A 20,989-nucleotide genomic window follows, 5' to 3' on the forward strand; every position below is an offset into this window, starting at 1 on the left:
CACCTTATGTTTGTCACTTCTCTGAGGCAATACGACCTGTGAACGTGTTAAGGGTACTATCACCGTACCCTTGCGAATCAATTTCTCACGGATGAAAACCCGGAATACCCCATAAGGGCTAGATGGCGTAGAGACAACAGGAATGGCGAAATATAAGCCAGAAAAAATCCGCGACGCAGCGCGGATTCGGGGAGTAAAACGCTTCAGGTAACGGCGTTAAGACGTCGGCTGAGCCTGTTTTTTAGGCTCGACTGGCGTGGTACTTGCCGGGGCCGGGCGCGAAGCGGGCACGCTGTCACAGGGCTTTTCTTTGGCGCAGATCAGGTCGAGCATTTTTAGCGTTACGCCGTTGGTCCAGCCAAAACCATCCTGCAACGGATATTCGCCGCCGCCTCCGCCAGTGCCTGTGCTGCTCACGTCATACTTTTCAACCAGCTTTTTCTCACGATCGTAGGTGTGCTGCACGTTGGTGAGGAATCGCCAGGTCACGTCCATGGCGACGTTATCCTGACCGTAATTCTGTAATCCCGATGCGGCGACCCACTGGAGCGGGGCCCAGCCGTTGGGAGCATCCCACTGCTGGCCGCTTTTCACCGACGTGGTGGCTAGGCCGCCGGGTTGCAGCAAATGCGCCTGGGTTGCCGCGGCCACTTTACTGGCGCGATCTTTTGCCGCTGCATTGACATACAACGGGAACAAGGCGGCGGCCGTGAGTTGGTTACGTACTTTGTGGCTCTTCAGATCGTAATCGGCATACCAGCCTTCTTTGTCGTTCCACAGGTGCTTTTCGATCCCTTTTTGTCGGGCATTAGCGAAGCCTTCATATTGTGCAGCTTTGGCATTATCCCCGGCGGCCTTGCTGGCGAGGGCGATCATCTTTTCCATTTTGTACATCAACGCATTGAGATCGACCGGAACGATGCTGGTGGTGCGCAGGGTGCCTAGTTGATTGGGGTTATCCATCCAGCGGGAACTAAAGTCCCAACCCGACGCGGCGGCAGAACGCAGGTCGCGGTAGATTTCTGTGGCCGGTCGGTTCGGATTGCTTTTAGCTGTGGCGATATCCTCCACCCAGGACTCTGGCCGCGGCGTATCGCGGTCATCCCAGTAGCGATTCAAAATGGTGCCGTCATCCAGTTTAACCACGCGCTTATTCTGCTGGCCGGGCTGGAGCGTTTCGACGCCTTCCATCCAGTAGGTGTATTCTTTGAGCATCTGCGGGAGGTATTTTTTCAGCGCGTCATCCCCGTCATGCTGCGCCAGCAGTTCCACCATAAAGGCAAAGAATGGCGGTTGAGAACGGCTCAGATAGTAGGTGCGGTTGCCGTTAGGAATGTGTCCCCAGGAATCAATCTCGTAAGCGAAGTTTGCCACCATGTCGGAGACCTTATCCCAGTGATTGCTCTCGGCAAGCCCCAGCATGGTGAAATAGCTGTCCCAATAATATATTTCGCGAAAACGCCCGCCAGGCACGACATACGGTTCCGGGAGCGGCAGCAGAGAGTCCCATTTTTCAGCGTCGGTTGTCGAACGGGTGAGTACCGGCCACAGTCCGTCAATATGCTCGCGCAGCGATTGCCCGGCTGGGGGGACGTATTTCTCGCCAGCTTTCGGCAAGGTGAAATTCACTTCCACAAAATGACGTAAGTCGAATCCGGACTGATTTTTCTGCATCCGGTAATCGGCAAGGATCATTAATGGATCGCTGTTAGGAACGGCGTCAGCAAAGGTTTTCTGGTCAGGAAACAGTTTGGCCGTTTGTACATCATTAAACAGAGGGCCAAGCAAAATATCAGGCGGCTGAGGCGTAGCGGTTGGTGCGTCCTCGGCGTTGACGGCAAAAGAGGAAAGGGCAAAAAAGGTGCTTGCGAGCGTCAGTTTTATTGCAACAGAGAGCAGGCCTGGATGGCGAGTTGCAGGCGTTATCATCGGTTAATCTCCTTAGGGTGTGCCGAAGCAGCGGCATTTACCATGAGAAAACCTTAGTTCAGGATCGACCGTTGCGCGTGATCGACGCCCCATTTTGCGAATAAACAGACATTTCCCGACGCGAATCGAAAAGATGCACACCCTTTGTCGGGAAAGGGCGTGCAACCGACATCAGCCCGCGCGGGTTATCCGCTGGGCCACGCTGTCAAGGGTCAGGGTATCACCCATCGTGATACTCTCGATGGCCTCGCCTTGCTGACATAACCAACATAACCCCATTGCACGGGCGATAATCGCCGGGTGGGACGCTTCGCTCCCGTCCCGCAGGCAGATGCCTTTGATGGTCTTCGGATCGAGTTGCAGCACCGTAGAAGGATAGATGACCTCCGCGACCAAAATAGTGGGGCGGATGAACGCGGGAATTTGTGCAGTCTCTCCCGTTAAATACTGCAGTGAACGAGACAACAAATCTTCAATATCGATGTATCGCGCCTGCAGGTAAGGATCGTCGAGCTGTAAATACTGCTGGCTGAGATCGCTCAGCACCTGATGCCAGGCCCAGGCCGCGCTGCTCTGCGTTTCACGCATTAGATCACAGGCCATATCGAACAGATCCGGATCGTCCAACAGTGTGTGGTGACCGGAGAAAATAGCGGCGATATCTGCGGAATATCTCTCTTCTGCAAGCGCGGTTAGCTCGCTTAAGTCGTTCAGCGTGCTTTGGATAGCGACCCGTAACCGTTGCTGCTCAATCTGGAGTGAGGCTATAGGCTGTTGGCTTACCTGCGGTGAGAACGGTGTGTAACAGAATGCCGTCCCCGTGACCTGTGAGGGAACCTTCGTCACCACGGTATCAGCATGCGCGGGCTCGAGCGATTCACCAAAATTCTCAGCCGCCAGCTGTTTGAATGCGGCCAGCGCATCCTCTGCCTGTTCGCCCTTGGCAATCAGGCGCAGCGTGTCGTTACAGCGTACCTGCAGCAGGGCAATCTGATTCAGGCTATCAGGGACGACGCACTTGCCATTTTTCTCCAGCCACATATCGGCGTTAAAGCCAGACAGCGCGGAAACCAGCCGTGAAGCCGGACGCACATGAATGCCGTTTGGGTTTTTCACCACAATGGCCACTGAATGAGCATCTGCATCGGGCGCGAATTCGGCGGATGTCGGCTTTGCTGCAGATGGCGAAGGTAAACCCAGTTGCTCACATTTGGCGTCGAGGGCGTTCATGGCATCACAGATGACCCGCTCAATGTCAGCACCTGCGGCAGCGCTAACCGTTGCGGCGAGCGTACCTTCGACCAGCGGCGCGGCGCACAAATGTACTTTGGCGGCAATGGCCGGATCGAGCAGTTCCAGCGCGGTTTCCGCACTCAGTAGCGCACTACCGATATCCATCATCACCAGCACGTGATCCGTATCGGCCACGGACTCAATGGCTTCCATCACCTTGATAGGATCGGTGCCAATCGGATTCTCAGGATCGTCAATGCCTGCGGCAATAGCGATTTTGCATCCATCACCCATTAACATCTGCCGGGCTAGCGCGCCGACGCCTTCGCCCAACTGGGCGCTGTGAGAAACAATAACCAGGTTTACCATCGCTTTATCCTTACTCTCTGGATGCCTGAGCCAGCATTTGCATCATAAACATTACGGACGTTGCGCCGGGATCCTGATGCCCAATGCTGCGCTCACCGAGATAGCTGGCGCGGCCTTTGCGGGCCTGCATGGTGATGGTGCTTTGCGCTGCTGCTTCCGCTTGTTGGCTTGCCGCTTCCAGCGCCGCCTGTACGCTCAGCTTTTGCTCGCAGGATTGGCGTAAAGATTCCACTACCGGCAGCCAGACATCGCACATGGTTTTGTCGCCAGGTTCAGCTTTACCGCGGCTAATCACACCTTCTGCGCCATCACGAATCATTTGATACAACTCCTCAAGCGTCAGGCTTTGATGAGCCTGGGTCACCTGGGCGGCACGGATAAAAAAGGTACCAAACAGTGGACCGCTGGCCCCCCCGACGCTTGAGAGCAGCACCATGCCGGTGTTTTTCAAAATAAAACCAATGTCTTTATCGGCGATGGACGGCAGCTTTTCGACGACTTTGCTAAAGCCGCGGTGCATGTTCAGACCGTGGTCGGCATCACCAATTTCCCGATCAAGACCGGTGAGAAAATCACTTTCGGTGGTGAAGATCTCACCGCAGCGATAGAGCCAGTTAACAATTTGTGTTCTGTTGAGGGACATCATGTATCTCCTTATTTACCCCAGTTGAGAGCAGGGGTGTGAACCGGTGCATCCCATAAGCTCAGCGTGTCGTCATCCACCTGTAACAGGGTGATTGAGAAGCCGGTCATATCCAGAGAGGTACAGTAAGAACCGATCAGGTTGCGCTCAATGACGATGCCGGCGTCCTGGCAACGGCTTTCGAGGCGGTTATACACGCCGAAGAGTTCTGACAGCGGCGTCGCACCGAGATTATTGACCAGCGCAATGACGCGATCGCCGCTTTGCAACGCGCGCTTGCTTTCTTTGCCTTCCTGCCACGCGCCCTGAACGTTGTCCCAGTGGCGGAGCGTACGGCTGTAGTTGCCGTTTTCCAGCAGGGTATCGAACATTTCATCAACGGTCTGATCGAGGGAAGTGAAGGTGCGGCGGTCAATGCCCGGTTCCCCGTGGATACCCACGCCAAACTCCATTTCGTTATCCTGCAACGTGAACGACGGTTGTCCGGCGGCCGGAACGGTACAGGCGCCAATGGCTATCCCAATGGAGTGGCCCTGGTTATTCAGTTTACGACCCAGCGCCGCACAAACTTCCAGTGAGTCACCGCGTTCGGCGGCAGCGCCGACCAGTTTTTCGATCAATACGGTATTCGCCACACCACGACGACCGGCGGTATACAGACTGTCTTTCACCGCCACGTCGTCATCCACTACCATGGTGGTGACTTTGACGCCGCTTTCATGCAACAGCTCGGTGGCGGTTTCGAAATTAAGAATATCGCCGGTGTAATTTTTGATGATCAGCAGTACGCCTTCGCCGCCATCAATTTGCATGGCGCATTCGAACATTTTATCCGGCGTGGGTGAGGTAAAAATTTCACCCGGGCAGGCACCAGAGAGCATGCCCTGACCAATGTAGCCGCAGTGCATAGGCTCGTGTCCGCTGCCACCGCCGGAAAGCAGCGCCACTTTGCCCATTACCGGCGCATCTGCGCGGGTGACATATACCGGATCCTGATGCAGTGCCAGGGAAGGATACGCTTTCGCCAGTCCGGCGAGTTGTTCAGTCAGTACGTCTTCAACACGGTTAATCAATTTTTTCATTATTTATGCTCCGCAGACAGTCCTGGATGGCTGCCAGATTCGGGCAGGCATCTGATGTAGGGTATCGGGTTATACAACGCCACGGCGACTGCTCGCTGCCGATAAGGTAATTTTGCACACGGGTTGGCAAAAGAAAATTGCTGTAATGGGCGTTTCAATACGAAACGTAGCAACATAATAATGTTCCGTATTGGAACGTCATGGTGCATAAAACAGCGAAAATGAGAGGTTGGGCCGTATTTGGCCGGGAAGCTGATTCACGGGTGTTTAGGGAAAACAAACCACCTGCAGAGCAGGTGGTTTGTCGGCATGGTCGATTTCGGCGTTAGCCCGGATAAATTCCGCGATCTTTACGTGCCAGCAGAATGCGTTCGCAGGCAACAATGTAGGCTGCCGTACGCAGTGAGCAGGATTTCTCTGCCGCTTTTTCCCACACGTGTACCATCGCATCGGTCATGATTTTGTCCATGCGATTGTTAATCTCTTCTTCGCTCCAGAAGAAGCTAGCCATGTCCTGAACCCATTCGAAGTAGCTGACGGTTACGCCGCCGGCGTTACAAACAACGTCTGGGACAACCACGATACCGCGGCTTGCCAGAACGTCGTCGGCGTCCGGATAGGTTGGGCCGTTAGCGCCTTCGAGTACCAGTTTACAGGTCAGCGTTTCCGCGCGGTGACGGGTGATCTGGCCTTCGAGCGCGGCCGGGATCAGAATATCCATCTCCAGGCTCCAGAAGGCTTCGCTGGCAATGGTTTCAGCGCCCGGGAAACCGGCAATCTGTTTGTGCTCCAGCTGCCAGGCAGACAACGCGGCCATGTCGATACCCGTTGAGTTAAACAGCGTTGCGGTGTGATCCTGAATCGCGACCAAGCGTGCTCCTGCTGCCGCGAACAGGCGGGCGGCTTCGCTGCCGACGTTACCAAAACCTTGCACCGCTACGCGAGCGCCTTCAACGTCGATGTTGGCACGACGCGCCACTTCCAGACCGCTGACGAAAACACCACGACCGGTGGCTTTATCACGGCCTAACGAGCCGCCGAGGTGAATAGGTTTACCGGTGACCACGCTGGTCACGGTGGTGCCGTGGTTCATGGAGTAGGTATCCATCATCCAGGCCATTACTTTTCCGTTAGTCCCCACATCCGGCGCAGGAATGTCTTTCTGCGGCCCGATGATAATGCCGATTTCGCTGGTATAACGGCGGGTTAAACGCTCCAGTTCACCTTCGGAAAGCGAGAACGGATCGACGCGCACGCCACCTTTCGCACCGCCGTACGGCAGGTTCAACGCTGCGCATTTGATGGTCATCCATGCGGACAGGGCCATCACTTCATTAAGATCAACATCAGGATGATAACGCACACCGCCTTTGCCCGGCCCGCGGGAGAGGTTATGTTGCACGCGATACCCTTCAAAATGACGGATAGTACCGTCATCCATCTGCACCGGGATATCGACAATCAGCGCGCGTTTTGGGTGGCGCAGGGTATCCACCCAATGGGAAAGTTCGCCCAGGTAAGGGGCCACACGCTCGATTTGTTGCAGGTAGGTATTCCAGGCAGATGTGCTGCTATCTGAAGCGTAAGATAACTTATCCATGATAAACCTTAGTTATAAAAGTAATATGTTCTTAATTTGGCCGTGGTATACAGTGAATCACACCATATGAACCTAAATTTAACATTTATTTCATAGAATGGCCTGTCCGGCTAACACGGTTTATCGGCATGAAGCGTGTGGGCTTTAGCTGAGAAGTGAATAATTATTCTTTGATTGTGCGGATATTTCGGTTATTTTGCTGGCTGGGTAATTTAATATGCATGATTTATAAAAATCGCAATTTATCAGATTTATGACGCACCTCTAAAAGTAAATAATATGATAATAAAATGTATTTGCTTTATTGCGATTAAGCTGGGGTCAGTAGGTCACGGCGATGGTAACGGTATCAGCATAGTTGTCAGGCGTGTAGTTCGCGCTGGGAACGGTGGCATAAACCGGGTAGGTGGTGGTGGTTCCCGTACCGTTGCCCGCGACAGTATTGAGCGATGAATTGCCCCAAACCGTACCGGACGGCCCCGGCGTCGAGCTAAGCTGGTAGGGGACCTTGTCCGTATTTGACCCCGTGCCGGCCATCACGCCGCTGCCTGCCGTATTGCCGTTAGAGGGCTGAAGTCCGATGGTGTAAGGCGTGTTATTGGAACATGCTACGCCCACGGTATTTGAAGCCGTTAGGTTACGCCCGGTCGCCCCGGCGGGCGCAAAGCTAATATTGGTTGCAGAGGTGATATTGCACTGTTTGCTGACCGTCGCCGATACGGTGAAGGGAAGCCTGGCGGCAACGGTATCGCCACAGGTGGTCGGCGGGAAAAGCAATCCAGGATTGAGGGTGACAAGGGCTGTCGCCGCCGTATAGCTATCCTGATAGCTTCCGGGGACCGCTGAGGTTTGTGGCGTGACAATCTGTGCTGATACCGTGAGTGAGCCCGTCACTGGCGTCAGGTTCAGCAGGTTAAGCTGTACCATTGGAAAAGTTGTTCCCGACTGATACTGACTCCCCCAGACTTTGGTGTGTCCGGCATCCTGGTAAAGCTGGTATGCCAGCGTTCTGGCAGGTGTTCCGTTTAATGACATATTTCGAGGTGTCACCTGGCCACTGACGGCTGAGGCGCCAATATTAAAACAGAGGTTGATCCCTGCCAGCACGTCGCCAAGCTCTTTGGTGCAGGTGTAGTTGAACGTCATTGATGACGTTGCGCCTGTCGCAGACAGCGGATTGACTGAGCCCAAATTTATGGGTTGCACATTGCTCACCGAACAGGTTACGGCATGGCTAATCGCCGGACAAAAGAGTACGGCTGCGATGAGTAACAGATGCCTTAACCTCATGAGCGCACTCCTGTTAGTGTGGCCGGCAAACCAGTGGACCTATTTGCACAATCCCCTTTGCAGAAGTGGGATAGTCAAATTGCACGCGACAACTGCCGGTGTCTGTCTCAACGCGCAGCGCGTTGTGCTGTTCCAGCATGTCGAACCAGGTCATCCCATCAAAACCAACGACAGACGATTGTCCTGTTTCGTTGATAGCGTATGCCATGCTGCCTTCGGGAATGGGTTTACCCTGATTGTCGACGAGGATGACCTGCGCAGCGCGTACGGGGGTGATGCCAAAGCTAACCAATGTACCGGAACGATCGGCAGGCGTTGCATTCGCCTCAACGCGCGCGATCCGCATATTGGCGGGGAGATCCATTGGGTCAATACTGATCAGGTTTTTTTGATAACTGTTCAGTGGCGTGACCAGCAATAGCCCCTGGTCGTCGCTGCGACCAATCAGGTTATTTTGTAACTTAATCGGGACGTCAGGAAAGCCGTCAGTTGATACGACGGCAAAGCCATTGTTGATTTCACGTGCTGCAAACAGGCCGCCTCCCATGGTAACAAGCGATCCGGTGGCGCCTGCGTAGCCGTAGTGGTTATCCGGTAAACGGCTGAATCCCGCGTACGCTTTACCATAACGCCCCAGATATCCCACTTCTCCCTGACCGCTTTGCCGGGAAGCCTGCTGACTGGCGGCCAGATTCCAGCCCCAGCCGCCGTCGGCAGGAGGCGTCAGGCTGGCGTTGAGCTGGTAGCCGGTTTCATCATTGGTGCGTTGTAGGGTGCTGCTGGCACTGAGATTGTTATCAGTGGTCATTGTCACCATCAGATAGAGACTGCGATCGCGGTTATCGTCGATGTTTTGGTTGAATCCGGCATTCAGTGAAATGTTGTCGGTGATCGATTTGAACCAGCTGGCGTTGGCGTAGCGCACCGCATTTTCGTGCGGATAACGAAACTGCAGGTAACTCAGGCTGACATTACCGGCAGCTTCCAGCGAATAGCCAATGACCGTATTGCTGTTAAGCGTCGGTGGCGGCTCGCCATAATGGGTGGCGACATCGCGATAATCGCCGGAAGTGGCTGTCGTACTGGTACTGAAATTAAACCGTTCGCCGGACCAACGATAACCAAAACTGTACAGAAAACCGTTCTTTCCTGCGTCGGTACTTGCGGCAACTGAGGTCGAAAACGTGCCGCTGCGGGTGCCTGGGATCCAGTCGTTACTGAAGCCTGCGTTAATCAGTCCATCGCTGGTTTCAGCGTGAGTCCCGGCGGTGAACGTATTGCTAAACCCACGACGCCATGTACCGCTCAGTACCGGTGCGCTGGCATAATCAAAAGAGGAGTAACCATAGTTTTCGCGTACCGTGCCCAATTCCGCAGACCAGGCAGTTAATCCTTCCCGCAGGAGTTGCTGATCGTTGTAGAACGAAAAATTTTGTACGCTCGTTCTGCCCAGCGCATCCGTCATCATTACCTGACCCGTTCCCGCGCCGCTGATGTTCGGCATTGTGTTGATCTGAAAGCTACCCGCGGGGACTTCTCCGTTGTAGTACCTGACGCCGTCGACGTACAGCTCAACGTTTGACGGCAACGTCGCGGAGCCAAGATATGCAGGGAGCGGGGTGGTTGGCATATAGGGCCGCAAACCAAAATCGGTTCCTATCTGAATGCCGCCGATACGCGTCGGCCGGGACCAGATAAGTGAACTGGTCAGGGTATCGCCAACGGTTACCGCCAGCATCGTTTCGGGAAATGACGTACGCCAGCTGGTATCGAGTCGCTCAACGCTGTTATCCGCATTTTCCTCGGTGGAATACTGCGTCAACTGGGTGGTGCTGAGCACGCCTGCAGCATTGAAAGCGCGGAGTTCGCTGAAGGTATTTATTGCACTTTCATCCCCCTGTTGGGTATAGATATCGTAATTGAGCAGCGCTCCGCGTGATGTTGTCGCCGTCGGCGCGGTCTCTACGGGGGAGTTAAGCTGCGTGGTCGCAAGATCGAGTGAACTGAGTGGCGCAGTAAGCGAAAGCGTTTGCAACTGAACGTTATAGTCAATGGTTAGCTCGGGGATATCGTTCAGGCAGACGGCGTGAGTGGCGTCAGGCGCAAAGTGAAAGCCCATTTTTCGCAGGGTATCTGCCCCTGCATAGAGCTTTCCATTATCGTAACCCAAATGCACCAGCCCAACGGGATTCCCATTTAAGGTGACGTCGAGATACAAATTGATCCCCACGAGCTGCGCTGCGCCATTAATAACACCATCTTCGTTCTGGTTATTATTCTGCGTTTGTGCGCAAACCATTCCCGATATTAATACTCCATTGAGAAAGCAATATTTCACCAGAAGCCAGGATCTGTTACAGATCTTGTACTGTTTTTTGGCCATTGATTGTGACTTCAACTTTCCCGCCATCATGAGTATTACTGGCCGACGGGGAGACTATCCAGCGCATCGTTGAGCCGGGTAAAACGTAGCCTAACAGTCCGGGCGTAATAACTTTTTTAGCACCGTCAGGGCTTATAAATGTTGCAGCAGATAATTGTGCATGCCCATTTCCCTGGTTACTCACTTCAATAAATTTTTTGCCATCAAGCTGTTGTAATTTCCATTGCAATTTTGCCTGCGTTTGCGCCGCTGATGTTGGTTGAATGAAAACGGGGACGGAATAATGCAGCACAAACTGAAGCTTATTTTTTTCTACTTTTGCAGGCGGTAACTCATCTATCGATAACCGATAAGCGTCTTCAGCATGTGCCGAAGGTGGGCCGGTCCGAATAACGCGAATCAACTGACGTTCTCCGGGGGCTAATGCCAGCATCGGCGGGCTAATGACCAGCCCCTGAGAGGGGGAAAGTTTGTCGCCGTAAGCGCTCTGGCTCCAGCGAAAAACCCGAACCTGGGCATTGAGCACATTTTCACCCGCATTACTAAGCCAGATACCATCGGCATTTTGCGTCGCGAGCAAAGTTAATGTGACCGGGGCGATTTGCAGCCCGCTGGCGGCGGCAGGGTTGAGGCTCGCAACCATCCCTAACAGGCATGCGCAGGCACACTGCTGAACAGACAGTTTTACTCTCATGTGGCTTCCTGAAGTTAGTAGTTAACGTTAACCGTTACCGTGTCGGCATAGTCGTCAGGAGTGAAGTTGGCGCTCGGTGCGGTGGCATAAACAGTAAACGTTTGCACCAGCCCGGTCCCCGTCGCCGCTACGCCGTTTCCAGGCGCGGTGTCGGTGGCGGTGTTCCCCCACACCGGACCTGTTGCTGATGTTCGATTTAGCTGGTAGGGCACTTTATCGGTATTGGTGGCTGCGTTAGCCACGGAGGACATGGCGCCTGAGCCCGTCGTCGTCCCCCCATTGGCGGCCGACGGCGCCAGACCGATAAAATAGGGCGTAGTTTTTGAGCAATTAATCGAAATCGTGTTGCTTGCATTGGTATTTGTTGCCGTGGTATTCACCGGCCCAAGCGTGATATTTGAAGCCGAACCGGCAGTTACGGTACAGGCCTTTTGAATCGTCATCAGTACCTGAAATGTTCCGTTAACGGTTGCTGCATTTGCCACGGGAATAATGGAAAAGGCGCAGCAACAAAGAATTAAGCGTTTGTCTAAGACCAGAGCCATATCCTTTACCTTTTTCAAATAACCACATTTATTACTTTAGAAAAACAATAATGTGGTACAAGAAGACATGGTTTAACCCTAGAATAAGTATTAGGCGTGCGCCAGTTGATCTAATAAATTTTACTTAGGAAAAAGGTGATGTCGTTTGCAAAAAAATAATACCCACGGGTGAGTATATTGTTTTGTTTTTATGCTACTGCGGGTATTAAGTCAGGCGGGTAGGGAACACAGATTCATTGGATGGCATTCAAAATAACCACCCAAAAAATGAGAATTAGTAAGATTTATCTTACTCAGCTCATTACTGCGATACATGTTGGTTACGGGCTGTGAAAAATGACTTTATAACCTTGTTCGTTCCAGTGTTGTAGAAGTTCATTTTGTCTGCGGGTTGGCGTAATACCAGTCCAGACAAAAAGCGTTTGCCCGGGGAAGAGTTCAGGTCTTGGCGATTCAATGGGTTCAGCAAGCACGGCAATATGCCAGCCCGATTGCGATAAACGCCAGGCTTCGAGCCATAAACGGGTTCGGTCTTCAACATCCCAGGCCATCAGGATGGCATCTTTCCCTGATTTGCGGCGCGTTTCAGACAGCAGGGTGGCTACATATTCAATCAATGCGCCATCAAGCATACTGTTCATGATGCGGGATGTATTATGGTCAAGTATCAACCGCTGACGCACGGGAAGATAAACGCGATCAATCAACGCATCTACGGGGTAGGCGCGACCGAGTGCGATAATTTTGGCTCGCAGCTTCGGGGGATACGCCATACGAAGAATGCCCATCATCTCTTCTTGCAATTGATTCCAGTCGTCGTCAGTTTCACGGGTACTGGTTTCCAGCAATGCTTTAACTTTGCCAACGGGTGTGCCACTGCTAATCCAACGTTTTATTTCTTCAATACGTTGAATATCCTCTTCATCAAAGAGTCGGTGGCCACCTTCGCTGCGTTGAGGTTTGAGTAAACCGTAACGTCGTTGCCATGCCCGAAGGGTGACAGGATTTATCCCGCAACGTTCTGCGACATCCCCAATGCTGTAATAAGCCATAATTCCCCCAGACACTCATGATTCTCCGTCACCGATATGCGGTTCCTGCTACTTTGTACAACATGCATCAAATTGTACAAAACATACATAGGATTCTAGCAAAATTAAGATTTACTTTACTATCACGTAGGGAGTAAATGCTGAATTTTTATGTTCAGCATAAAAGAGGTGGCGGGATTATTGTGTAATAACAATACGTTAATTATTATAACGCTGAGAAATCATTTTTTCTCTGGCCACGCGACAGACGGAGTACCATTCAGGCAGGCTCTTGCAAACAGGTTACCCTGGAAGATCTCAATACCCGCGGATTCAAGCCACATCCACTCTTCAGGTTTTTCGACGCCGACCGCAGAAATCATAATCTCCAGTGAAGCGCAGCATTTGATTATGGCCTGAATGATGGCCTGCCGTGGTCCACTTTTATGCACATCAGTGATGAGCTCGCGGCTTATCTTAATTCGGTCCGGTTGAAAGCGAGACAAAAGCTGAAGCCCGGCAAAACCTGCCCCGAAATGATCTATCGCCACACATATACCCGCTGCCTTGAGTGACTTCACGGCCTGCGCGAACGTATCAAAACGCGAAATAACTTCACTTTCGGTAAACTCTACAATGATTTGTTCAGGCACCAGTCCATGCGCCGCGATTTCGTTTATAAGAAAGCTGACTGCATCGGGTCTGTTTACCAGGGTCATGGGTAACAGATTAACCGACAGCATTTTGTGATTAAGTCCCAGTGCGCTTGCCATTGCAAATGCAGTCTTTTTGCTCTGCAGATCAGCGGTATACACATCTTCAGGTTTGAATTTGTCAAAATACGTAGCGGGCGTTTCACCGTCTTTACCGCGAATAAGGGCTTCCAGCGCAATGACGCGCTGTGACATAGGATCGATAATTGGTTGAAAAGCAAAGCTGAAATCTGTATCTGACGGAAGTGTGCTTTCATCCAGGATGGTACAGGTATTGTCGGTTATAAAACTCCAGTAATCAGGCGCAGGTATTTCAAAATAGCTCGATTTTTCCGTGGCGAGGACAAATGTGCGGAAAAACTGTAATGCTCTGTCATCATACGTGAGCTGAAATTTGGACGTACCCTTATTGAGTACAGCTTGCAGGACGTCATTCCGTTCATGTTTTTGTAAATCAAATAACTCCATCCCTACATTTCCGAATCTTCTCGCAGGCGCGTAATCACACATCAGTTCAACGATATTGTGGTGCCGGGGGTCGTTACAAATACAACGATAGATCTCTTTTACCTGCTCCTCTGGGCCTTCAAGCAGTTGGAAAAAGTGATGGCCGTTAAAGAGTAAGATCCCCGTAACATCTGATCGCCTGTTTTTGATATTTGCGGCTGTCACCATATCCTCAAGCGCTTTGAGAGGGGCGTCTTCACGTAGATGGCTACGGTAAATAATGGTCGTGAGCATGGACAGTCCGGGATCAAGGAAGGAGAAGAGGTCTGGTCAGTATCAGACAAACCAGGTTACGCCCTGATTTTAATACATAATTCTAACTTTGTCTTTACAAGTAATCGGGCTAATACAGATCAATTATCATTGATAATACAAAGTGATTTGTACAAAGAAATTGAATTTCATGGAGAACTTAACCATCGTAACCGCATGATTTAATTAGTTTAGCATTTTTTGCTAAAAATTAGCGTGCTATGTTGTACACATTTTCGGTACAGCTTTGCTACTGTTATAAAACTTAATATTCACCAGCATTTTGTTACAGGAGCACTCCATGCAGCAGCATACTGTTCGCACTGATTCTGCAAGCGCGATTTCTCGTTACTTTGCTAAAGCGCATCTGCCAACCCAACAGGAAACGTTGGGCGAAATCGTGACTGAGATACTAAAAGATGGGCGCAATCTCAGTCGCAAATCACTGTGTACCAAACTTCTGCACCGTCTTGAAAATGCATCAGGTGAGAATGAACAGAAACATTACAATGCGTTAATCGGCCTGCTTTTCGAATAAAATAAAGCCCTACTATGATAATGGGTAAGTAGTGAAGGAGTTATGAAGAAACCTGACAGTGAACGCTTGAAACATGAAATTACAGGTTTGGCTGTGCTAGAAATTTTGCGAATGCATACAGACGTTTCGTTAGCTGCACTGATTAAGCAATTGCGGCTTATGCATGCCAGTGAAATGGATGGTACACGTAAACAATTAATTGACAGCGTTATCAATGATTTTACAAATGTTAATCCGGGGAAGATAAGCAGAAAACCGGAAAAAACGAGAGATGAGAGTGCTTTCAGTGCCAGCAAAAACCCTAAATTACATTAAAGATAATTCTCCAGACTATACAAGCGAGGTTACCATGCTTCATGAAATTAATGTCCACAGTGTAATGACGGATAAAGCTTTATCAAGTTACTTCCATAATGCAGGTGAACTATTAGCAGATGAGTCAGTGGTATTGGGGCAGGCGGTAACAAATGTAATTCTGGCAGGTGATAATGTTAATAATAAAAACATCATTTTAAGCCTGATTAGTTCTCTGGAGTCAACAACTGACGTTGTCAAGGCAGACATTATCAGAAAAACCCTGGAAATAGTGTTACGTTATACGGCTGATGACGTCTAATGAGATAACACATTAATATAAATACACAGCACAATTATTGTATGATGTAAGTTCTGTCGCTTCGCTTTTTGGATTAAGACTATACATAGCATCCTCTTATTTTTATGACTGCATATTATGGAGTTGATATGGTTAATTCAATTCCGGAAGATTTTATTTTCCGCTGCGCTTTGTATAAGGATATAGAGCGTAATGTCATGTTAAAACAGGGTTGTATCAGTAATGATGTTCTTATTCAGGCATTCAGCACGCAGTTGAAGAATGAGAAGAATGTGATACTGACCGATCTCTATTCACAGATTCTGGCACATCTTCAACTCGATAAAACTTCGCAGCCCGGTGAGGTCAATGGTGATTTTTCGTTGAGGTCATAATGATGAACATCGTGCAGGAACATGCTGGAAACGCAGTTTTATGGATTGATGATATCTTTATCAGGCAAGGGTTAAAGAATATCCTTGAAGATATCGTTTTTGAAGATGACAAGGCGCGACTTGTTTTCTTCACCGCTAATCACTTTGACGCGGTAAAAAAGCAAAATTACGATCTGAATACGTATCGTCTGGTGCTGCTGATTGATGGTCATCTGTATCAGTATCTCAATGATATCTCACTTTACAGACTGCCAGTAGATAGCGATGTTGCCTCAATCAAGCAATTTATTATTGATATTACTCGTGCTGGTGGTAAGCACGAGCATCAATCGGAACTCAATATCTCCTTGACTGCGCGAGATAAATATATTTTAACGCAGCTAGGGGAGGGGCGAACTGTTTTTGAGATATCTGCCATGTTAAATCTACACTTAAAAACCATTTACCAGGCCAGGCAGAATCTGATCAAGAAACTTGGTTGCTCAGGGCTGATTGATTTTCAGGGAATACTGCAAGCGCAAATATTCCGGAACTGGCTGAAGCATGCCTGATCATCGATACGCTAAACTTACCTTCAGCGATTTGTGTACGTTTAAATCAATCGCTCGGGTTATCTCATCGATGATGTCTTCTGTTCTGAAAATAAATTAACGCGCATTATAAGAGGGCGATGATACAGCCTTGTCGGGATGCTTATGATTTATTTATAGATTTCAGCAACCCCGTGCGGTTCAGCTCGTTAATAATGCACTCAGGTTCTTCACACAGAGGCATATTGTCTATATCTAAAACGCCATCATTTTTTTGTGGATCATCAGCCTGCAGGTCTGCAAACAGTGGAGTAAGATCCGGCTGTGCTTCGCCTCGTTCGGCCACCAGCTCAAACGTTTTATTTTTTGCCGCCTCGTTAGTCAGGGCACTGACCAGAACCTGGGCGATTTGCTGCCTTGATATCACACCATCTTCTGGTGTTCCTGCATGGCGACGATCCCCCTGAAGCAAAACGATTCTGTGTTCATCATCATTGTTGTAATCAAACCAGCCGGGTCTGACGATGGTATACGGGTGACCACTCGCTCTGACTAGACGTTCGGCACGTCTTTTCCAGTCATGAACCTCAGTGCGTTGATTCCAGGTGCTGAGTCGTTCAGTCACGCCAATCGTGGTCATTAAACCGATGCGTACAGGTGTATCCCTGAAGAGTCGTAAAATGTTACGCACACCGCCGTAATCTATCGCTCTGGCGCCAATACGCCCCTGGCCATCGGAACCGAGCGTGAAGATGATGGCATCAATATCTTTCGGCAAATCGGTAAGTGTTTCAGGCATTGAAACATCGCCGTAAAAAACATCCGTTCCACGCGGAAGTAATTTTACTTTCCGTTTATTTCTGACCAGCGCCACGGGCTGATGACCCATTTCGATAGCGGTATTCACGACATGAAGACCAATACTTCCGGTCGCGCCTGCAATGAGTATTTTCATGATAAACCTTCTGATAATTCAGACTTATTTTCTCTACAGCCAGAATATCAATTATCATTATTGTCAGTAATAGGGCTAAAATGATTGTGTCTATGAACACCCTTCATGAGTGCGCGATGAAGGGAATGCCACCATAAGGAAATCGCCGATGCTCAAAGAAAACTTCAACGAACTGCAAATCTTTCTGGTGGTGGCAAGGGAGCGAAGTTTTACCAAAGCAGCGGGCAAACTGGGTGTTTCTCAGTCTGCACTCAGCCATGCGATGAAGGCGCTGGAGGAAAGGCTCAATATCCGCCTTCTGACCCGTACGACCCGAAGCGTTGCCCCTACGGAAGCCGGTGAGAGAATTATTGCCTGCCTTGAACCGCGTATTGCCGATCTTGAACAGGAGCTGGAATCGCTGGTTCAATTGAACGGCACTGCCTCCGGCAATATCCGCTTATCTGCTGGGGAGCATGCCGCGCGAAGTCTGGTATGGCCAAAGTTAAAACCTTTCCTCAAAGAATATCCGGAAATTAATCTCGAACTGGTGGTTGATAACGGCTTTGTCGATATTGTTGAGGGCCGTTTTGATGCCGGGATCCGCCTGGGCGAAAGCGTGGATAAGGATATGGTTGCTGTAAGAATTGGCCCGGACATGCGCATGGCCGTGGTGGGAGCACCGTCTTACTTCGCGGCAAACCCTGCACCTGAAACGCCGCACGAGCTACAAAATCATCGGTGCATCAATATGCGCCTGCCGACTGCCGGTGGGCTTTATCACTGGGAGTTTGAGAAGGAAGGGAAACCGTTACGGGTCAGAGTGGAAGGGCAGGTAACGTTTAATCAGCAGGCAGAAAGGATTGATGCTGCTTTATCCGGTTTTGGCATTGCCTGTATGCCTGAAGACAGGGTGCAGGATTATATAAAGTCAGGGGAGCTTATTCAGGTTCTGCAGGACTGGTGTCCATCTTTTCCCGGCTATTATCTCTACTACCCGAGCCGTAAGCAGCACCCGCCCGCATTTGCGCTGATGATCGATGCACTCCGCTACGCCCAATAACGGGTCCGTAGACCCGTTCGGATATTAACGGCCTACGCGGGCCTGGTGCTCAGGAGAGTAACGTTCACCGACGATGTTAATCGTTTCCAGCGCCTGGGTTATCTGCTGCGTATCCTTCTGTGAAAGAATGATGTCGGCAGCCCCCAGGTTTTCCTCCAGCCGGTGCAGTTTGGTGGTACCAGGGATAGGAACAATCCACGGCTTTTGTGCCAGCAGCCATGCCAGCGCGATTTGCGCAGACGTCACGCCTTTCTCTGCCGCCAGTTCACCCAGCAAGGTGACCAGCTTTTCATTGGCTTCAATCGCCTGCTCGGCGAAACGCGGCACGGTGCTGCGATAATCATCCTTGCCAAAAGTGGTTCCTGGCTTAATCGATCCCGTCAGGAAGCCTTTGCCTAATGGGCTGAAGGGAACGAAACCAATACCCAGTTCCTCCAGTAACGGCAGGATTTCCTGCTCAGGTTCGCGCCACCACAGAGAGTATTCGCTTTGCAGCGCAGTAACCGGTTGAACAGCATGTGCACGACGAATGGTTTGTGCGCCCGCTTCGGACAGACCGAAATGTTTGACTTTGCCTTCCGCTATCAGGTCTTTCACCGTTCCCGCAACATCTTCAATAGGGACATCCGGGTCGACACGGTGTTGGTACAGCAGATCAATGACATCAGTCTTAAGGCGGCGTAATGATCCTTCCACAGCTTCACGGATATGTTCAGGACGGCTGTTTAAAATCTGCTGCTTGTTGTCCGCACCGAAGGTAAAACCAAACTTGGTGGCAATAACCACACGGTCACGAAACGGTTTTAAGGCTTCGCCTACAACCTCTTCATTAAGAAAGGGGCCATACACTTCAGCGGTATCGAAGAAGGTGACGCCACGTTCAACCGCAGCGCGAATGAGCTCGATAGCCTGACGGGTATCGGTCGCCGGACCGTAGCCATGGCTTAAGCCCATGCAGCCGAGCCCAAGCGCGGATACTTCGAGTCGGGATTTACCCAGATAACGTTTTTGCATTGAATGAATACCTCTTTTATCGCGACTTAAACATCAAGTTTGCGGCCGGTCAGCCATTCCACCATCGCCGGATCGCGGTGAGAGAAGAAGGCGCTGGTTGCAGTGTCGAGGGCAGCAATCTGCAGCATATCTTCAGAACTGAGTTCAAAATCGAGAATGTTAATGTTCTCTGCCATGCGTTCTTTGCGCACCGATTTCGCCAGTGAAATGATGCCTCGCTGGAAGATCCAACGCAGCACAACCTGGCCTACGCTTTTGCCGTACTTCTGACCAATTGCCGTTAATACGGGATGCTGGAACAGACCATTTTTCCCTTCAGCAAACGGAGCCCAGGCTTCCGGCTGAATGCCACGGCTTTGATTCCAAGGAACGGCATGCAGCTGCTGGTTGAAGGGGTTAACTTCAATCTGGTTTACCGCAGGGGCAACGTTGTTGAAGGCGATAAGGTCAGCCAGTCTGTCAGGATGGAAGTTGCTGACGCCAATGGCGCGAATTTTTCCTTCCTGTTGTAATTCTTCCATGGCACGCCATGCCCCATGAACATCACCGTAAGGCTGGTGAATCAGATACAGGTCAACATAATCAAGTTGCAGACGATTCAGGGAGCGTTCGAACTGGGCTTTAGCGCCTTCGTAATTAGTATCCTGCAGCCACAGCTTGGTCGTTACAAAGAGTTCGTTACGGTCGATACCGCTTTGTTTCAGAGCGTTCCCGACCTGGGTTTCATTCTGGTAAGACGCGGCGGTATCGATCAGGCGGTATCCCGTATCGATCGCATCAATAACGGCTCTTTCGCATTCAGCGGCATCAGACATTTGAAACACACCAAAGCCCAGCAGGGGCATTTCAATACCGTTGTTCAGTTTTACAGTTTGCATGACGTTATCCTTTGGCTGTTGTCGAGGAAAAGCATAACGCAAAGTTATTTATTCGATTAGATGGGGTAATTAGCTAGGGTTTATTAGATGTGTTCATTAATTTTGAGGAGGGCTGACGGTCAACTTTTTGTCAGAAGCGGCTGTTGCTAACTCCCCACGATAATAATCGTTGGGGTTCTTCTCAAGCACAGAGCGTTGAACTTTTTTGTTAATGCCTGAGCGATAGTGCTTTTCCCACTTCCTGGCATGAAACTGAGGATGATTAGCATAGTTTGGCTGTGAAATGATGAAATCCAAAAGTATTAAAACACACTACACCCTGACTTGGGGGAATTTGCGGCTCTATTACTACAAGTGATATGACAAGTGTCGAAAAGTGTTACTGCCAGCGTTACTCGTGGCGACCTCTGGGTCTGCCCGCTTAGCCGTTCCATGCCAAAATCGGATGTAGTTTGTATTGTTAATAAGTTAACAAGTTATTAATTCATCAAAAAATATACATTACCGTAACAAGGAATATATTTTTAACTGCTCAACACTCCCCTATAAATATTAAACAAATGCTTGTTTGCATCTACCTTTGGTTGAAAGTCATGTTGTCGTATGTTTATTTAACTCGTTACCGCTGGAGTTAGGAATATTGATTAGAAGAAAATACTGGAGGTGATAGCAAAACGGTTAATAATTATTCTCTGAAAAGTATAAATCAGTGATAAAAATCACAAAACAATCTTAAATTCGGCTAATTGTCCTGTAATCTATATTATCTCC

20 protein-coding genes are annotated in these 20,989 nt (G+C 50.2%); 6 read left to right on the forward strand and 14 right to left on the reverse strand.

What is annotated here, in order from left to right:
• Positions 1-216 precede the first annotated feature (216 nt).
• The 11 genes from GFC06_RS14275 to GFC06_RS14325 form a co-directional block, all read right to left on the reverse strand.
• Entirely contained in the window at positions 217-1,929 is a 1,713-nt protein-coding gene (locus GFC06_RS14275) for an alpha,alpha-trehalase (RefSeq protein ID WP_016153356.1), read from the reverse strand.
• 171 nt (positions 1,930-2,100) lie between these two features.
• Positions 2,101-3,531 carry a dihydroxyacetone kinase phosphoryl donor subunit DhaM gene (dhaM, locus tag GFC06_RS14280; protein ID WP_153690283.1) on the reverse strand — a complete coding sequence of 477 codons (1,431 nt, stop codon included), beginning with the start codon at positions 3,529-3,531 and terminating at the stop codon, positions 2,101-2,103.
• Positions 3,532-3,541: 10 nt separating this feature from the next.
• On the reverse strand, positions 3,542-4,174 hold the full coding sequence (gene dhaL / locus GFC06_RS14285) for a dihydroxyacetone kinase subunit DhaL (RefSeq protein WP_016153354.1): 633 nt from the start codon (positions 4,172-4,174) through the stop codon (positions 3,542-3,544).
• Between the two features lie 11 nt (positions 4,175-4,185).
• The gene (dhaK, locus tag GFC06_RS14290; protein ID WP_016153353.1) at positions 4,186-5,256 is read right to left on the reverse strand and encodes a dihydroxyacetone kinase subunit DhaK; all 1,071 of its coding nucleotides are present in this window, start codon (positions 5,254-5,256) and stop codon (positions 4,186-4,188) included.
• A gap of 325 nt (positions 5,257-5,581) precedes the next feature.
• On the reverse strand, positions 5,582-6,856 hold the full coding sequence (locus GFC06_RS14295) for a Glu/Leu/Phe/Val family dehydrogenase (RefSeq protein WP_153690284.1): 1,275 nt from the start codon (positions 6,854-6,856) through the stop codon (positions 5,582-5,584).
• A 321-nt stretch (positions 6,857-7,177) separates the two neighbouring features.
• Positions 7,178-8,146, reverse strand: coding sequence for a Csu type fimbrial protein (locus GFC06_RS14300; RefSeq protein ID WP_049269127.1), 969 nt, complete (start codon positions 8,144-8,146; stop codon positions 7,178-7,180).
• A gap of 13 nt (positions 8,147-8,159) precedes the next feature.
• Entirely contained in the window at positions 8,160-10,445 is a 2,286-nt protein-coding gene (locus tag GFC06_RS14305) for a fimbria/pilus outer membrane usher protein (RefSeq protein ID WP_153690285.1), read from the reverse strand.
• Positions 10,446-10,500: 55 nt separating this feature from the next.
• Positions 10,501-11,223 (reverse strand): fimbrial biogenesis chaperone, encoded by a 723-nt coding sequence (locus GFC06_RS14310; RefSeq protein WP_153690286.1) that lies wholly within the window; start codon positions 11,221-11,223, stop codon positions 10,501-10,503.
• Between the two features lie 14 nt (positions 11,224-11,237).
• Positions 11,238-11,768: a Csu type fimbrial protein gene (locus tag GFC06_RS14315; protein WP_016153348.1), complete on the reverse strand. Its 531-nt coding sequence runs from the start codon at positions 11,766-11,768 to the stop codon at positions 11,238-11,240.
• Between the two features lie 320 nt (positions 11,769-12,088).
• Positions 12,089-12,820 (reverse strand): MerR family transcriptional regulator, encoded by a 732-nt coding sequence (locus GFC06_RS14320; protein ID WP_032931597.1) that lies wholly within the window; start codon positions 12,818-12,820, stop codon positions 12,089-12,091.
• Between the two features lie 221 nt (positions 12,821-13,041).
• Positions 13,042-14,253 (reverse strand): diguanylate phosphodiesterase, encoded by a 1,212-nt coding sequence (locus tag GFC06_RS14325; protein ID WP_016156768.1) that lies wholly within the window; start codon positions 14,251-14,253, stop codon positions 13,042-13,044.
• Positions 14,254-14,572: 319 nt separating this feature from the next.
• Between GFC06_RS14325 and ycgZ the strand changes: the two genes are divergently transcribed.
• The 5 genes from ycgZ to GFC06_RS14350 all read left to right on the forward strand — a co-directional run bounded on the left by ycgZ (position 14,573) and on the right by GFC06_RS14350 (position 16,350).
• Entirely contained in the window at positions 14,573-14,809 is a 237-nt protein-coding gene (gene ycgZ, locus GFC06_RS14330; protein WP_016153345.1) for a regulatory protein YcgZ, read from the forward strand.
• A 42-nt stretch (positions 14,810-14,851) separates the two neighbouring features.
• Positions 14,852-15,124, forward strand: a complete 273-nt coding sequence (locus GFC06_RS14335) for a hypothetical protein (RefSeq protein ID WP_047502190.1) — start codon at positions 14,852-14,854, stop codon at positions 15,122-15,124.
• A gap of 34 nt (positions 15,125-15,158) precedes the next feature.
• Positions 15,159-15,425: a biofilm development regulator YmgB/AriR family protein gene (locus GFC06_RS14340; RefSeq protein ID WP_016153343.1), complete on the forward strand. Its 267-nt coding sequence runs from the start codon at positions 15,159-15,161 to the stop codon at positions 15,423-15,425.
• 128 nt (positions 15,426-15,553) lie between these two features.
• Positions 15,554-15,799 (forward strand): hypothetical protein, encoded by a 246-nt coding sequence (locus GFC06_RS14345; RefSeq protein WP_153690287.1) that lies wholly within the window; start codon positions 15,554-15,556, stop codon positions 15,797-15,799.
• The gene (locus GFC06_RS14350; protein ID WP_153690288.1) at positions 15,799-16,350 is read left to right on the forward strand and encodes a LuxR C-terminal-related transcriptional regulator; all 552 of its coding nucleotides are present in this window, start codon (positions 15,799-15,801) and stop codon (positions 16,348-16,350) included. The genes GFC06_RS14345 and GFC06_RS14350 overlap by 1 nt, the downstream gene beginning before the upstream one ends.
• A 142-nt stretch (positions 16,351-16,492) precedes the next feature.
• On the opposite strand, the gene GFC06_RS14355 is transcribed toward GFC06_RS14350, so the two are convergent.
• Positions 16,493-17,284 carry an SDR family oxidoreductase gene (locus tag GFC06_RS14355; protein WP_049282649.1) on the reverse strand — a complete coding sequence of 264 codons (792 nt, stop codon included), beginning with the start codon at positions 17,282-17,284 and terminating at the stop codon, positions 16,493-16,495.
• 148 nt (positions 17,285-17,432) lie between these two features.
• On the opposite strand from GFC06_RS14355, the gene GFC06_RS14360 reads away from it, so the two are divergent.
• Positions 17,433-18,326, forward strand: a complete 894-nt coding sequence (locus GFC06_RS14360; RefSeq protein WP_047502196.1) for a LysR family transcriptional regulator — start codon at positions 17,433-17,435, stop codon at positions 18,324-18,326.
• Positions 18,327-18,350: 24 nt separating this feature from the next.
• On the opposite strand, the gene GFC06_RS14365 is transcribed toward GFC06_RS14360, so the two are convergent.
• Complete coding sequence (locus GFC06_RS14365; protein ID WP_153690289.1) at positions 18,351-19,340, reverse strand: aldo/keto reductase; 990 nt, start codon at positions 19,338-19,340, stop codon at positions 18,351-18,353.
• Positions 19,341-19,366: 26 nt separating this feature from the next.
• Positions 19,367-20,218, reverse strand: a complete 852-nt coding sequence (locus tag GFC06_RS14370) for an aldo/keto reductase (protein ID WP_142417387.1) — start codon at positions 20,216-20,218, stop codon at positions 19,367-19,369.
• Between the last annotated feature and the right edge of the window lie 771 nt (positions 20,219-20,989).

This window comes from Citrobacter braakii, from assembly GCF_009648935.1.
GTDB classification, from domain to species: Bacteria; Pseudomonadota; Gammaproteobacteria; order Enterobacterales; family Enterobacteriaceae; genus Citrobacter; species Citrobacter braakii.

Excerpts from the sequence above, each read along its gene's own strand:
- dhaK (WP_016153353.1), bottom strand. The coding sequence starts at position 5,256 with ATGAAAAAATTGATTAACCGTGTTGAAGACGTACTGACTGAACAACTC.
- GFC06_RS14300 (WP_049269127.1), bottom strand. The coding sequence starts at position 8,146 with ATGAGGTTAAGGCATCTGTTACTCATCGCAGCCGTACTCTTTTGTCCG.
- GFC06_RS14345 (WP_153690287.1), top strand. The coding sequence starts at position 15,554 with ATGGTTAATTCAATTCCGGAAGATTTTATTTTCCGCTGCGCTTTGTAT.
- GFC06_RS14335 (WP_047502190.1), top strand. The coding sequence starts at position 14,852 with ATGAAGAAACCTGACAGTGAACGCTTGAAACATGAAATTACAGGTTTG.
- GFC06_RS14340 (WP_016153343.1), top strand. The coding sequence starts at position 15,159 with ATGCTTCATGAAATTAATGTCCACAGTGTAATGACGGATAAAGCTTTA.
- GFC06_RS14310 (WP_153690286.1), bottom strand. The coding sequence starts at position 11,223 with ATGAGAGTAAAACTGTCTGTTCAGCAGTGTGCCTGCGCATGCCTGTTA.
- GFC06_RS14360 (WP_047502196.1), top strand. The coding sequence starts at position 17,433 with ATGCTCAAAGAAAACTTCAACGAACTGCAAATCTTTCTGGTGGTGGCA.
- dhaL (WP_016153354.1), bottom strand. The coding sequence starts at position 4,174 with ATGTCCCTCAACAGAACACAAATTGTTAACTGGCTCTATCGCTGCGGT.
- GFC06_RS14370 (WP_142417387.1), bottom strand. The coding sequence starts at position 20,218 with ATGCAAACTGTAAAACTGAACAACGGTATTGAAATGCCCCTGCTGGGC.
- GFC06_RS14295 (WP_153690284.1), bottom strand. The coding sequence starts at position 6,856 with ATGGATAAGTTATCTTACGCTTCAGATAGCAGCACATCTGCCTGGAAT.
- GFC06_RS14305 (WP_153690285.1), bottom strand. The coding sequence starts at position 10,445 with ATGGTTTGCGCACAAACGCAGAATAATAACCAGAACGAAGATGGTGTT.
- GFC06_RS14365 (WP_153690289.1), bottom strand. The coding sequence starts at position 19,340 with ATGCAAAAACGTTATCTGGGTAAATCCCGACTCGAAGTATCCGCGCTT.
- GFC06_RS14355 (WP_049282649.1), bottom strand. The coding sequence starts at position 17,284 with ATGAAAATACTCATTGCAGGCGCGACCGGAAGTATTGGTCTTCATGTC.
- GFC06_RS14320 (WP_032931597.1), bottom strand. The coding sequence starts at position 12,820 with ATGGCTTATTACAGCATTGGGGATGTCGCAGAACGTTGCGGGATAAAT.
- GFC06_RS14315 (WP_016153348.1), bottom strand. The coding sequence starts at position 11,768 with ATGGCTCTGGTCTTAGACAAACGCTTAATTCTTTGTTGCTGCGCCTTT.
- GFC06_RS14350 (WP_153690288.1), top strand. The coding sequence starts at position 15,799 with ATGATGAACATCGTGCAGGAACATGCTGGAAACGCAGTTTTATGGATT.
- ycgZ (WP_016153345.1), top strand. The coding sequence starts at position 14,573 with ATGCAGCAGCATACTGTTCGCACTGATTCTGCAAGCGCGATTTCTCGT.
- GFC06_RS14325 (WP_016156768.1), bottom strand. The coding sequence starts at position 14,253 with ATGCTCACGACCATTATTTACCGTAGCCATCTACGTGAAGACGCCCCT.
- dhaM (WP_153690283.1), bottom strand. The coding sequence starts at position 3,531 with ATGGTAAACCTGGTTATTGTTTCTCACAGCGCCCAGTTGGGCGAAGGC.
- GFC06_RS14275 (WP_016153356.1), bottom strand. The coding sequence starts at position 1,929 with ATGATAACGCCTGCAACTCGCCATCCAGGCCTGCTCTCTGTTGCAATA.